Here is a 12534-nt window from a genome sequence, read left to right on the forward strand (position 1 = left end):
GCGGCCAACGGGGCATGACTGTTGCGACGGCCGGCGCGCTTCATCCACGAATGGAGGGGGCATGTTAGGCATAGATGGTCAGGCGCGCCGCTATCGTGCCGTGCTCTGCGATAAACGCCGTTCCTTGAATCCCTCAATAATCCAGACGCTCATCAACCCCACGCTCACGCAAGCGGTGATATCGGGTTTGGAGAGTGCAAGCGCCAACCAGACGAGATGCACATAGCCGCGGAAAAACCCCGGCACAGCCCGGCGCAGATCATTCCAACGTGTCGTCGTCAACACGCCGCCCGCTGCGGCCATGACTGTAAAGAGCGCCCACGCGAATTGCGTCGAACGCTCATCCCGCTGCAGCAACAAAACGATCAACGCGATAAAGCCCGCGAACCACATCGTCACCCCGAACCACGCAAGGCGGGGTCGGCGTGCGAGCCAGCCGCGACACGCCGGTTGCGCAAAAGAGAAGAAGAAAGCGAACAGCACGCCATGCGCGAACGGCATCTGCCACGCGCGAGGATCGGTGGAGAGCCAATGCCCGGCAAAGCCGAATCCGATCGTCCCGACAGCCGCCAGGATCGCGAGTTGTTTGATGCGCGGCCATCCATGGATCAACGCGGCCCACATCGTGCAGACCCCGAGCGTGTCCATTGCGATCGAGGTCAAGCGCCCGCTGCCGTCGTCGCATAGCGCGGCGGCAGTCGCGCCAAGCCACACCGGAATCCATCCGTAACGTAGCCAGCCGATCGAACGCAGTGTCCGCAGCCGCTGTTGCTGTGGTTCGGACAACAGCACCGTCGCCGCTGCGCTGACGACCAGCGTCACCATGAGCGTGCCGAGAAGCACGGCCACCTGGACGGGCGTCCATTGATCGAACCACCGATCGCTATTCAGTTTCATCGACGCGTTGGCGAACAGCAAGCCGCACCAGGCGCTCAGCGCAAGTGCTGGACCGAACAGGCGGCCCACGCCAATCCGGAAACTCAGGCAACGGGTCCAGAATTCCACCTTCTCGCTATCGAGCCGCAGGCGCACGACATTCGGATGATACCGGCCGAGCGCAATCAGCAACTGTTCCATTTCAGTGCGCACGCCTGCGCGAAGCAATGCTTGTGCACCCGCCGCTAACGGAAGCTGCGGTCCTTCTATCAGCGCCATTGCATGTGTGAAGCGCAGGCGCAGCGTGTTGTAGTCTTCGTCGGCGAACACACGGTCTAGCGCGAGCGTCGCGATGGCGGCGTTGCGCCGCCGCAGGTGTGCGGCGTTGTCCCGCCATCCCAGGATCGCACTCAGGTTCATGCGCAGCGTGGCCGGTGCGTCCTCGTTCAGGCAATGAACCAGCGCTTGCCATTCGAGTTCGTCGCGCATCTGAAGGTTGACGACGGCGGCGAACAGATCCTCCAGCGAACGACGCGACTCGAGCTGGTCCCGTTGCGAGACGAAGTGCTGCCACAACTGCACAGCGCTTTCGAAGGCGTCGTGTTCGCGAAAGCGTACTTCAGGGGGCGCCTGCGTGAAGCTGGACGGTTGTGGCGTCTGCTGCGCTGAGGGTGTCTTTTCCGTCGCGCCGCCGCTCGTCATCTGCAACGCCGATTCATAGGCGTAGCGAAGCCGCTGAAACGCCTCAGCGTCCTCATCCGGGCGTTGCTGTTTCAAAAGACGCGCGTAAGCGCGGCGCACGGTGCGCTCGTCGGCGTTCGCGGCAATGCCGAGCACGTCCCATGGCCAGTGATGGGCAGAAGTATCCATAGCCGATCAGTACGTCACGTGCACGTCGAAGCGATCCAGCAGCGCGCCCAGTTCGCTGCGCGCATGAGCGATCTCATCGGCGTTCTGGCGTTCGAGCAGCGACTGGAAGCGTGCGATATGCGCGGCGAGATATTGCCGATGCTCGCCGAGGGTTTCCTCATAAACCCGATCCGCACGCGTGAGCAGTGTGCGATTCTCCATCTGATCGCGCGGATGGATCTTCAATGCCGCCAATGCCGCGAGTCGTTCGCTGATTTCCTCCGGTGTCAGCACGCCGGGGTTTTCTTCGATCACCATCGCGCGCTTCACGCCGTCCGGAAAGGCGGTGGCCTCCACTTCCAGCACGCCGTTTATGTCGTAGGTGAAGCGCACATCCGCACCGGCCTGGCCAGCCGGCCTCTGCGGCACATCGAGCGTGAATTCGCCGAGCGCCACGTTGTCAGCGGTCAAGCGCGCCTCACCCTGGAATACCTTGATGCTCAACACCTGCTGGCGGTCGCTGACCGTAAAAATACGCTGCATGCGGCTGACCGGCACGATCGTGTTGCGCTCGATAATCGGCAGAAAATGCCCCGGCACATATTGATTGGCGCTGACCTGCATCGCCGTATCGATGCCGAGGCTATACGGCGCGACATCGGTCAACACCATTTCGTCGAGTCCGGCGTCGCGTGTGACGAGTCCGGCCTGCACGGCGGCGCCGAGCGCGACGACTTCGTCCGGGTTCAGATTGGCGGCGGGCAAACGGCCGAACATCTTCGACACCAGCTTGCGCACCATCGGCATGCGCGAGGCGCCGCCGACGAGGATGATCTCGTCGAGTGCATCCACGGCGATCTTCGAATCGCGCAACGCTCGCTCGACCGGTTTGCGCAGCCGTTGGAGCAGATGCTCGCAGGTCCGCTCCGCGGCCGCCGCATCGAGTTCGAGGCTGTGCTCGTCCTCTCCAGCCGTGAGCTTGAGCGTGACGCTATCCGTAGCGTTCTGCGTGAGCAGGCGTTTCGCACGTTCGGCCTGCTGGTGCAGACGTTGTGCGGCAATCGGTGTAAGCGATTTGACTCGAAGGTTATTGCGCTGGCAGAACAACTCGACGAGCGCTTCGGTGAAATCCTCGCCGCCCAGAAAGTTGTCGCCCGTGCTGGCGCGCACTTCCATCACGCCTTCGAAGAAGTCGAGCACTGAGACGTCGAACGTGCCGCCGCCCAGATCGAAGATCAGGAACTTGCGTTCGCTGTCGCGCTGGTGCACGCCGTACGCGAGCGCGGCCGCGGTCGGTTCATTGACGAGGCGCAGCACAGTGAGGCCGGCCAGCTCGCCGGCGATGCGCGTGGCTTTGCGTTGCGCGTCGCTGAAGTAGGCGGGCACGGCGATCACGGCGTCGCGTACCGTTTCGCCGAGAAACGCTTCGGCATCGGCTTTCAACGATTTGAGCACCAGCGACGACAGTTCTTCCGGACGCAGTGTCTGCACGCCGAGCGACACGCTGCGATTGGTGCCCATGTAGCGTTTGAAGTTGGCAGCGGTGCGTTCGGGATGCGTATGCAACCGGTTATGGGCGGGGCGGCCCACGAGAATCGAGCCGTCTTCATCGATGGAAACGCACGACGGCGTCAGCACCTCGCCCAGTGCGTTCGGGATGAGAACAGCCTCGTTATTGCGCCAGACAGCCGCAAGACTATGCGTGGTTCCAAGATCGATGCCGATGATCGAAGGCATGTACAGTTTCCGATTCGTTTTGCGCCCCTCCGTGAGGAGATCGCCCAAGGTCGCGTGGGAGCCAGATGGCGCTCCGTCCAATGGCGATAACGGCACGCTGCATGCAAACTTGAGCGGCGAGGGGAAGGGCTGCGGTGAGAGTCGGTGCGGGCGATGCTGTGGGCATGGCGCCTGGTTGGACCGCAAGGCCTGCGAATGCGGTACCTGCCCGCGCAAAGGATGGCGGCGCGAAGAGGGGATGAAAAGCCCGCTAGGCGGGCCGTCTGCGCTGTATCACAACGCTTTGCGGTACACCACGAAGCCGGAGTGGTCCGCGACCTTGTCGTACAGCTTCATAGCGGTGTGATTCGTCTCATGGGTCTGCCAGTAGACGCGCTGCAAGCCGTCTGCTGTGGCCCGCGCATATACCGCTTCGATGAGCGCACGGCCGACTCCCTTGCCGCGTTCCGCCTCCACCGTGTAGAGATCCTGCAGATAGCAGGTCGGCGCCACCATGGTGGTATGACGGTGGTACAGGAAGTGCACGAGGCCGAGCAGCTGGCCGTTGTGTTCGGCGACCATCGCATGCATCGGCTCGTAGGCGTCGAAGAAACGCCCCCATGTGACCTGTGTGATTTCGCGCGGCAGTGCTGTTTCGCCCGAGCGGCCATAGAACGCGTTGTAGGCGTCCCATAGCGGCAGCCAGGCGTCGAAGTCGGCGGGCGTGACGGGACGGATCTGAAGCGCTTCGGACATGGATATGGCTCCTTGTATGGTTATGTTTGCAGGCGCGTGAGAGACTTCGAAACCATCAGCATAAGAAATTTGTGGCACCATTGTTAGTGCCACAATTCGACTGGAATTTGGAGCCACGAATTTGGACTACAGCCTGTTGATGTCGAACGTCGAGCGCGCACTGGGTGGGCGCAGGCTCACGCAGCAGGACTTGCTCTACGAGAGTCTGCGCCGCGCGATTCTCGATGGCGATATTCGCCACGGTAGCCGTCTTCTTGCCACGCGCGCGCTTGCCGAGCAATTAGGCATTGCACGCAACTCGGTGCTCTACGCCTATGAACGGCTTACCGAAGAGGGCTTCATCACGGCGAGCCGGCATGGTTCGATTGTCAGCATGGTGAGCAGCTCAGGTGCTTCGATTTCCGCAGTGAGCGGTAGCGTCCAGTCGCCTGAAAACCACCTGTCACGCCGCGTCGCCGATCTGCCGCGCGAGCGCACGAAACCCGACGACCCCACACCGTTTCGTCCCGGCGTGCCCGCGCTCGATGAATTTCCGCTCGCGCAATGGCGTGCCTCGATGGAGCGCGCATGGCGCGCGGTCGAACCGCGCGAACTGGGCTATGGCAACAACGCCGGGCACCCCGCATTGCGCCGCGCGATTGCGGAATACGTGCGTGTGTCGCGCGGCGTGCGGTGTTCGGCGGAGCAAGTGTTCATTACCTCGGGCACGCAGGCGAGTCTCGATCTATGCGCCTGCCTGCTGGCCGACCCCGGCGACAGCGTCTGGGTCGAGGATCCCGGTTATCACGGCGCAAAGGCTGCGTTTCAGGCGGCAGGCTTGCAACTCGTGCCGATTCCCGTCGACGCGGCCGGCATGGCGCCCACACCCGATCACTGGGAGCAGACGCCACCGCGCCTGATGTACATCACGCCTTCGCATCAATATCCGCTCGGCAGCGTATTGAGCCTCGAGCGGCGCTGGTCGATCATCGAGAACGCGATGGCGCGCGGCGCATGGATTATCGAAGACGACTACGACAGCGAACTGCGCCACAGCGGTCCGCCGTTGCCGTCGATCCAGGGCCTGGCGGCCGACACGCCTGTGATTTACCTCGGCACCTTCAGTAAGACGATGTTTCCGGCATTGCGGATGGGCTTCATGATCGTGCCGGCGCATCTCGTCGGCGATATCGACGAGACGCTCAGCGAGATCGCGCGGCAAGGGCGCGTGGCTGAACAGATCGCGTTGGCGGATTTTATCGACAGTGGGAAATATGCACGGCATCTGCGGCGCATGCGGCGACTGTATCAGCAACGCCGTGCGGCACTCGTGAGCGCGATTGAGCGGCATATGGGCGATCTGGTGACGGTTTCGTCCGACGGCGGTGGCATGCATCTGACGATGCGGCTCGACGTGCCGCTGCGCGACCAGGACGTGAGCGCGGTGACGCGCGAACACGGTTTGCATATCGCCGCGCTCAGTGCGTTTTGTCAGCCCCATGCTAAAGACGCCGCCCGTTACAACGGTTTCATGCTCGGCTATGCAGGCATCAAACCGCACGAAGCGGACGCGCTGGTGGCGCGACTTGCCGCCGTGCTGCGTGGACTCAGTCAGACCGCGAATGTCGAATTGTTATGATGAAAGAGTGCTAGGTCGCTTCTGCCCTGAGCCAGCGCGCGAGCCCGGCGTCGTCATCGGCATCCAGCGCTTGCGCGACCCGGCGCCCGACTGCCGCGCCGAATTTATAGCCGTGCCCCGAGCATGCCGACACCACGAGCGCATTGCCGATGCGCTTCGAAAAGAAGCGGGTGTCCGCAGTGAACGTGTAGGCGCAGGTTTTTACTTCGGTAACCGTATATTCGTCGATGCGGCTGAACGGCGGTGAAAACAGCCGGCGCAGACTGTCGCCCTCGCCCGGCGCCGCGACGCGATTGGCGTCAGGATCGGGCGCACGCGATTTGTGCACACCGGCGCCGAACTTCAGGCCGACACCGTCGATTGGCGGCAGCACGTAACCGCCGCTCTCACCGCCGATATCGACGATAGCGGGCGCATTCGACCATGCGTCGGCCAGATCCGCGGGCGGTTCCATATAAGCAACCGCGTTGCGATAAGTCATCAGGTTTTCGGCGAGGGCGGGGAACAGTTGCAGCGTCCACGCGCCGGCGGTAACTACGAGCCGGTCGGCGCGAATGATCGTGTCGTCTTCCACCCGCACGGAGGCCGCGTACGCATCGACTGCGAGCACCTTGGCATGGGTGCGAATCTCGGCGCCGCGCATCTTGAGCCACGCTTTCATGTCGCGCGCGATGCGTTCACTAAACAGCGCGCCGCCATCCTGATCGAGGTAGGCGTAACGAAACGTGGCGGGGTCGAGAAACGGATAACGCTCGGCCGCTTCGCGCGGGTCGAGCTGTTCATAATCGAATCTCATCCGGTCGAGGCCGGCGCGGAATCGCTCGGCGCCGTCACCTGCGTGTTGCGAAATGCCGAGCACGCCGCAGTTCGCATAGTGCGATACGCCCAGGTCATTCCACAGCAGATCCCAGCTATCGAACGCCTCGGCGATGGTACGCGCGTAACCGTCAGCGTCACCATAGGCGCGGCGGATCATGCGATGCCGGTCGCCCGAGGCGGCGAGTGGATTCGGAATCGAGCCCTGCTCGATCAGCGTGATGTCGTGTCCCAGTTTCACGAGCGACCACGCCGTGCTCAAACCGGCAATGCCCGCGCCTACGATCGTCACCCGCATGCCATCTTCCCCCGAGTCGATGTTTCCGGGTCAGAGTCTAGCAGCGGGAAAAATAAATCGGTGCGCGATTCTGGTGAATCGCCGCGCAAGTCAGCGGGGTCGATTCAGTCTATTAAAAGCAGGCGGTGGTCTCCGCGCGCCGCCGTGTCAGTGCTTGTGCTTCTGTTTCGACGTATGGCGCAGCTTGTCGCGCACTTTCTTCGCGGCGAACAGCGGCACGTAATCGAACACACTCGCGTCGTGCCGGTAGTCGGCCAGTGTGTCTGCATACATCTTCGAGACCGTTTCCGTGGGGGTATCGGTTTCTTCTGCAATGCTTTTCACCACTTCGTCGACGTTGGGCTCGGGTTGGGACATGGAACTCTCCGGGGCAAGCGGGGTGGACCGGCGGGGTTGCCGGGAACGGGCGCACGACAGGAGTTTCATTAGAGGATGTGATTGGTCACGATGCCAATTGAATCGGCCTATCGCAGGAATCGTTCCACAGAGATTTTTGTCTTGCACTGCAGCAAGCGCCCACGCCACGTGGTGCGGCGAGAAATCAATGTGTAGGCGGTGATGAATAGCCGGGCAATGCGTGGGCGCATCCGATTGCGCCCCCTGAGCGTATAACCCGCATCGCTATCGAATGAGGCCCCCATGCCGCCACTTGCCGCCGCCGTGAGTGCCCTGATCGGGCTCAGCGTCATTTTCAGCGCCGTCTGGGCGTGGCAGCTGAAGACCCGGAACGCCGGCATGGTCGACCCGGTTTGGGCCTATTCGCTCGGTCTGGTCGCGGTGTTCTACGCCGTGTTTGGCAACGGCGATCCGGTGTCGCGTGCACTGATTGCGCTGGGTGGCCTGGTTTGGGGCGTGCGGCTTGGCACGCATCTGTGGAAACGCAATGTCAACAAGCCCGAAGACGCGCGTTATCGCCGTTTCCGTGAAGAATGGGGTGACAAGGCGGCCAGCAAGATGTTCTGGTTTTTCCAGCTGCAAGTTGTGATTTCGATGCTGCTGTCGATCGCGTTTCTGGTGCCGTGTTACCGGCGCAGTCCGCCGGCTATTGGCTGGATCGTCCTGGCGGTCGTGTTGTGGATCGTGTCGGTTGTCGGCGAAGGCGTTGCGGACCGTCAACTCAAGCGCTTCGCGCAGGATCCGGCCAATCACGACACCGTGTGCCGCGTCGGCTTGTGGCGTTATTCGAGGCATCCAAACTACTTCTTTGAATGCGTGCATTGGCTCGCTTACATCGCGCTGTCGATCGGCTCGCCTTGGGGTTGGTTCACGTTGTTGCCGCCGGTGCTGATGGCGTTTCTGCTGCTGAAGCTCTCCGGCATTCCGCTGCTGGAAGAAAGCATGGCGAAAAGGCGCGCCGGTTACGCCGAGTACATGCGTACCACCAGCGCGCTGATTCCGTGGCCGCCGCGGCATTGAGTCGAGGCCGCCATGACACGCGTGCGTGTTGATGTGCATGTTCACGTTCAGGAAAGTCCAGAAAACGCCAGGGAGTCCGTCTCATGAATATTTCCACTGCTGACCCTACGATGCCGCCGTCATCGCCCGCAGAACCGGGCGACGGCTGGCTGATCCAGCGTTGTGAACGCGGCTGGCTACCCGACAGCCTGATCCGTTTCGGTATGCGTCGGCTGATGCGCCAGCGTTTGCGCGACGAGGCGATCGACAACGGCGAGCTACGCGCGCAACGGTTCAATCGTCTGCTGGACGACTTGCGCGCGAGTCCGATCGCCATCGAAGCGCAGGCCGCCAACGCCCAGCATTACGAGGTGCCGGCGTCGTTCTTCCACGCGCATCTCGGACCGCATCTGAAGTATTCGTGCTGTTTGTACCCCACCGGCAACGAGACGCTTGCGCAGGCCGAAACGGCGATGCTCGAGCGTTACGCCGAGCGCGCGGAACTGGCCGACGGCCAGCGGATTCTCGATCTTGGTTGCGGATGGGGTTCGCTGTCGTTGTGGCTGGCGGCGCATTATCCGCGCGCGCAGATCGTCGCGCTGTCGAATTCGCACGGGCAACGCGCGTTCATTGAAGCGCGTGCGGCGGAGTCCGGTTTGCATAACTTATCGGTGGTCACGGGTAACGTCGTCGATTTCGAATTCGACGAGGCGCAGCTTGGCGGCGGTTTCGATCGCGTGGTATCGATTGAGATGTTCGAGCACATGAAGAACTACGGGCTGCTGCTCGCCAAGATTTCACGCTGGATGCGCGACGACGCGAAGCTGTTCGTGCATATCTTCGTGCATCGCACGCTTGCGTATCACTTTCAGGTGCAGGACGGCAGTGACTGGATGTCGAAGTATTTTTTTACCGGCGGCACGATGCCGTCCGAAGCGCTCCTGCTGAACTTCCAGGACGATTTGCGGATGGAGCGCCAGTGGTGGGTGAGCGGCACGCACTACGAGCGCACGGCGAATCATTGGCTCGCCGCGCTCGATGCGGCGCGTGGCAGCGTGATGCCGGTGCTGGTCGATACTTATGGCGCGCGCGACGCCGCTGTGTGGTTTCAGCGGTGGCGGATGTTTTATATGGCCGTGGCCGAGTTGTTCGGCTACGCGAACGGGAATGCGTGGGGCGTGGGACACTATCGATTTGTGAAGCGCTAAACTGAATCGTGACCCACGCCCTGGTATGACCGTAAGGAAACCCATTTCGCTGAACACGCTGTTGCAAGACATTCGCGCCTGTACGGTGTGCGCGCCGGTGCTGCCGCATGCGCCGCGGCCGGTTGTTGTGGCCTCGGCCGATTCACGCATTCTGATCATCGGGCAGGCGCCCGGTGCGCGCGTGCATGCGTCGGGTATTCCATGGAGCGATGCGAGCGGGGCGCGTTTGCGCAACTGGCTCGAGGTCTCCGACGAGACCTTCTACGACCCCTCCCAATTCGCGATTGTGCCGATGGGTTTCTGTTTCCCGGGCAAAGGCGCGAGTGGCGATTTACCCCCGCGGCCCGAGTGCGCCGCGCATTGGTATCGGGCCTTGCTTGCCCAGTTGCGCGAAGTGCGGCTCACATTGCTGATCGGCCAATACGCGCAGCGTTTTGGCCTCGGTGACGCGTTCGGGCCGACGCTTACCGATACGCTGCTGCGCTGGCGCGATTACGGTCCCCACGTGATACCGCTTCCGCATCCCTCGCCGCGCAATATCGCCTGGTTCAAGCGCAATCCGTGGTTCGAAGCGGAGGTGTTGCCGACCTTGCGGACGCGGGTTGGGGTGGCGCTCCAGGCGTGATTCGCCTCGCGCCATCGAAATAATCTGAAACACACAATTAAGCACCTGACGGAATAAACCGGCAAACTAAGGCGTTTGCTTGATACCGGCGGCGTGATCAGACCTGCTGCGGCACGGCCGAATTTTCAAACAGCTTTCGCTCGAAAACCATTTGCAGACGGAACGACCGATGAACACTCACGCCGACTCCCTGACCGATTCGACCGGCACGCCGCTACCGTCGCGTTATACCCGTACAGCGATGACGCTGCACTGGCTGATCGCGTTGCTGATGATCGGCAATGTCGTACTCGGCCTGACCGCCGAATCATGGCCTGATGACTGGGTGCGTCCGGTGGTCAATACCCATAAGTCGATCGGTATTACGGTGCTGGGCCTCGCGCTGATGCGCATCTTGTGGCGCGTGACGCACAAGCCGCCGCCGTTGCCGCGCGAGTTTCCGTCGTGGGAAAAGATTGCCGCGCACGTTGCCCATTTCTTGCTGTATTTGCTGATGATTGCGCTGCCGCTCTCCGGCTGGCTGCACGATTCCGCGTGGAAAGATGCCGCCACGCATCCAATGCGCCTGTTCAATCTGTTTCCCTGGCCGCGCATCGGCTATGTGATGAATCTCGATCCGGCGCTCAAGGAGACGCTGCATGACCGCTTCGGCGCCTTGCATACGTGGCTCGGCTACGCGCTGTATGCGTTGCTGGCCATGCATATCGGCGGCGCGTTGAAGCATCAATGGATCGATCGCAAGTCGGTTCTGAAACGCATGGTGCCGTGAGCACCGCAGCGCTGCGTTCTAACTCGCTGTCTACCTGATAACCGCATCAACGACGGACTCAGCAGTCATTTTGAAGAAAACTCTGGAACAGGCGCTCGCCCTTACATCGCCGCGCATTCTGCCGCGCCCCACTACGCTGCTGAGCACGCTGATTCATTTCAGCGTCGTCGTGGTGTGGTTGCTGCTGTTCGCTCGCGCCTTCTTTCTGCAAGGCGTGGTGGCGTGGTCGACCGGCATTGCGTACGTCGTGTACGACACGTTGCTGCTTGCGTTCGTCACGTGGAAAACACTGCCGCTGATGCGGCCCACACCGCCGCTCGAGCCGGACTTCGATACGCGCAACTTGCCGGACATGGGTGTGATCGTCGCGTCGCATAACGAAGCGGCGGTATTGCCGGTGACGCTCGCCGCGCTGCTGCGGCAGACGCATGGCCCGGCGCAAATTGTAATTGCCGACGACGGTTCCACCGATGCCACTCACGCGCTGCTCACCGGGCGCTTTGGCCTTGCTGCCGCAGCGGACGGCGTGCTGAGCGCGCCGAGTTCGCTTTACCCGAATCTTTACTGGCTGCGCGTGCCGCACGGTGGCAAGGCGCGTGCGCTGAACGCCGCTATCGCGGTCATGACTACCGACACCGTCATGACCGTCGACGCCGACACGCTGCTCGACGACGATGCCACCTACGCGATGCGCGCCGCCTTCGCGAGTGAGTCGAAGCTGGTCGCGGCGGCCGGCATTCTGGTGCCGGTGTGCGGCAAATCGGTTTCTGGCCGCGTGTTCCAGTGGTTTCAGACCTACGAATACATGCGCAACTTCATCGCCCGTTTTGCGTGGATGCGTGCCGACAGTTTGCTGCTGATTTCCGGCGCCTTTGCGTCGTTCAAGCGCGACGCGCTGGTCGATGTGGGCGGCTTCGATCCGCAGTGCCTAGTCGAAGACTACGAACTGATTCACCGGCTGCGCCGCTATTCGGTCGATCACGGTCTCGGCTGGGACGTGCGGGTGGTCGGTGACGCCCATGCGCGCACCGATGCGCCGGACAATCTCGCCAGTTTCCTGCGGCAGCGCCGTCGCTGGTTTGCGGGTTTTCTGCAAACGCAATACTGGAACCGCGACATGACCGGCAACCCGCGTTACGGCACGATGGGCATGCTGATGCTGCCCGTCAAGGCGATCGATACGATGCAGCCGATCTACGGGCTGACCGCCTTCGCGCTGCTGCTCGGCTTTCTGTTCGGCGGGCATGGCGCGATCGTCGTGTCGATTTTCAGCGTGATCGGCCTCAAAACGGCGATCGACCTCGCGTTTTATCTCTGGTGTATTCACCTGTATCGCCGCTGGACCGGCGAGCGCACCGGTTCCAGTTTGTGGATGGCGGTGCTTGCGGCGATTGCCGAGCCGTTCACCTTCCAACTGGTGCGGCACGTCGGCGCACTGCTCGGCTGGCTGCATTTCTTGCGCGGCGGCCGTTCGTGGGGCGTGCAACGCCGCTCCGGACTCGTAGCGCACGACGAAAGTTAGCCTCCAATCGCCTGATTTGACGACTGTAGAGTCGTCGCTAAGCGCAATTGCGCCCATGGGCCGCGAGCCGGACATGGGCATGCAGG

At 62.2% G+C, this 12534-nt stretch carries 11 protein-coding genes; 6 read left to right on the plus strand and 5 right to left on the minus strand.

Going from position 1 to position 12534, the window contains the following annotated elements; all coding sequences use genetic code 11:
* Positions 1-90: 90 nt before the first annotated feature.
* From PQQ95_RS09275 to PQQ95_RS09285, 3 genes are all read right to left on the minus strand, one after another.
* Positions 91-1746, minus strand: coding sequence for a J domain-containing protein (locus tag PQQ95_RS09275; protein ID WP_408437049.1), 1656 nt, complete (start codon positions 1744-1746; stop codon positions 91-93).
* A gap of 6 nt (positions 1747-1752) precedes the next feature.
* Positions 1753-3462 carry a molecular chaperone HscC gene (locus PQQ95_RS09280; RefSeq protein WP_408437051.1) on the minus strand — a complete coding sequence of 570 codons (1710 nt, stop codon included), beginning with the start codon at positions 3460-3462 and terminating at the stop codon, positions 1753-1755.
* 273 nt (positions 3463-3735) lie between these two features.
* On the minus strand, positions 3736-4197 hold the full coding sequence (locus PQQ95_RS09285; RefSeq protein ID WP_408437052.1) for a GNAT family N-acetyltransferase: 462 nt from the start codon (positions 4195-4197) through the stop codon (positions 3736-3738).
* A gap of 121 nt (positions 4198-4318) precedes the next feature.
* Between PQQ95_RS09285 and pdxR the strand changes: the two genes are divergently transcribed.
* Complete coding sequence (gene pdxR, locus PQQ95_RS09290) at positions 4319-5815, plus strand: MocR-like pyridoxine biosynthesis transcription factor PdxR (protein ID WP_408437053.1); 1497 nt, start codon at positions 4319-4321, stop codon at positions 5813-5815.
* Between the two features lie 10 nt (positions 5816-5825).
* Here the strand turns inward: pdxR and PQQ95_RS09295 are convergent, their stop codons facing one another.
* On the minus strand, positions 5826-6929 hold the full coding sequence (locus PQQ95_RS09295) for an NAD(P)/FAD-dependent oxidoreductase (protein ID WP_408437055.1): 1104 nt from the start codon (positions 6927-6929) through the stop codon (positions 5826-5828).
* A 147-nt stretch (positions 6930-7076) separates the two neighbouring features.
* Positions 7077-7286 carry a DUF3562 domain-containing protein gene (locus PQQ95_RS09300; protein ID WP_408437057.1) on the minus strand — a complete coding sequence of 70 codons (210 nt, stop codon included), beginning with the start codon at positions 7284-7286 and terminating at the stop codon, positions 7077-7079.
* A gap of 282 nt (positions 7287-7568) precedes the next feature.
* Between PQQ95_RS09300 and PQQ95_RS09305 the strand changes: the two genes are divergently transcribed.
* The 5 genes from PQQ95_RS09305 (at position 7569) to PQQ95_RS09325 (ending at position 12448) form a co-directional block, all read left to right on the plus strand.
* On the plus strand, positions 7569-8345 hold the full coding sequence (locus tag PQQ95_RS09305; protein WP_408437059.1) for a DUF1295 domain-containing protein: 777 nt from the start codon (positions 7569-7571) through the stop codon (positions 8343-8345).
* A gap of 83 nt (positions 8346-8428) precedes the next feature.
* Positions 8429-9532, plus strand: coding sequence for an SAM-dependent methyltransferase (locus PQQ95_RS09310; RefSeq protein ID WP_408437061.1), 1104 nt, complete (start codon positions 8429-8431; stop codon positions 9530-9532).
* A 25-nt stretch (positions 9533-9557) separates the two neighbouring features.
* Positions 9558-10157, plus strand: coding sequence for a uracil-DNA glycosylase family protein (locus PQQ95_RS09315; protein WP_408437062.1), 600 nt, complete (start codon positions 9558-9560; stop codon positions 10155-10157).
* Between the two features lie 169 nt (positions 10158-10326).
* On the plus strand, positions 10327-10926 hold the full coding sequence (locus tag PQQ95_RS09320) for a cytochrome b (protein ID WP_408437064.1): 600 nt from the start codon (positions 10327-10329) through the stop codon (positions 10924-10926).
* Between the two features lie 70 nt (positions 10927-10996).
* Positions 10997-12448 carry a glycosyltransferase family 2 protein gene (locus PQQ95_RS09325; RefSeq protein WP_408437065.1) on the plus strand — a complete coding sequence of 484 codons (1452 nt, stop codon included), beginning with the start codon at positions 10997-10999 and terminating at the stop codon, positions 12446-12448.
* The last annotated feature ends 86 nt before the right edge of the window (positions 12449-12534 follow it).

Origin of the sequence: Paraburkholderia caffeinilytica (genome assembly GCF_046030355.1) — a bacterium.
GTDB classification, from domain to species: Bacteria; Pseudomonadota; Gammaproteobacteria; order Burkholderiales; family Burkholderiaceae; genus Paraburkholderia; species Paraburkholderia caffeinilytica_B.

Excerpts from the sequence above, each read along its gene's own strand:
- PQQ95_RS09275 (WP_408437049.1), bottom strand. The coding sequence starts at position 1,746 with ATGGATACTTCTGCCCATCACTGGCCATGGGACGTGCTCGGCATTGCC.
- PQQ95_RS09280 (WP_408437051.1), bottom strand. The coding sequence starts at position 3,462 with ATGCCTTCGATCATCGGCATCGATCTTGGAACCACGCATAGTCTTGCG.
- PQQ95_RS09285 (WP_408437052.1), bottom strand. The coding sequence starts at position 4,197 with ATGTCCGAAGCGCTTCAGATCCGTCCCGTCACGCCCGCCGACTTCGAC.
- PQQ95_RS09295 (WP_408437055.1), bottom strand. The coding sequence starts at position 6,929 with ATGCGGGTGACGATCGTAGGCGCGGGCATTGCCGGTTTGAGCACGGCG.
- PQQ95_RS09300 (WP_408437057.1), bottom strand. The coding sequence starts at position 7,286 with ATGTCCCAACCCGAGCCCAACGTCGACGAAGTGGTGAAAAGCATTGCA.
- PQQ95_RS09305 (WP_408437059.1), top strand. The coding sequence starts at position 7,569 with ATGCCGCCACTTGCCGCCGCCGTGAGTGCCCTGATCGGGCTCAGCGTC.
- PQQ95_RS09310 (WP_408437061.1), top strand. The coding sequence starts at position 8,429 with ATGAATATTTCCACTGCTGACCCTACGATGCCGCCGTCATCGCCCGCA.
- PQQ95_RS09315 (WP_408437062.1), top strand. The coding sequence starts at position 9,558 with ATGACCGTAAGGAAACCCATTTCGCTGAACACGCTGTTGCAAGACATT.
- PQQ95_RS09320 (WP_408437064.1), top strand. The coding sequence starts at position 10,327 with ATGAACACTCACGCCGACTCCCTGACCGATTCGACCGGCACGCCGCTA.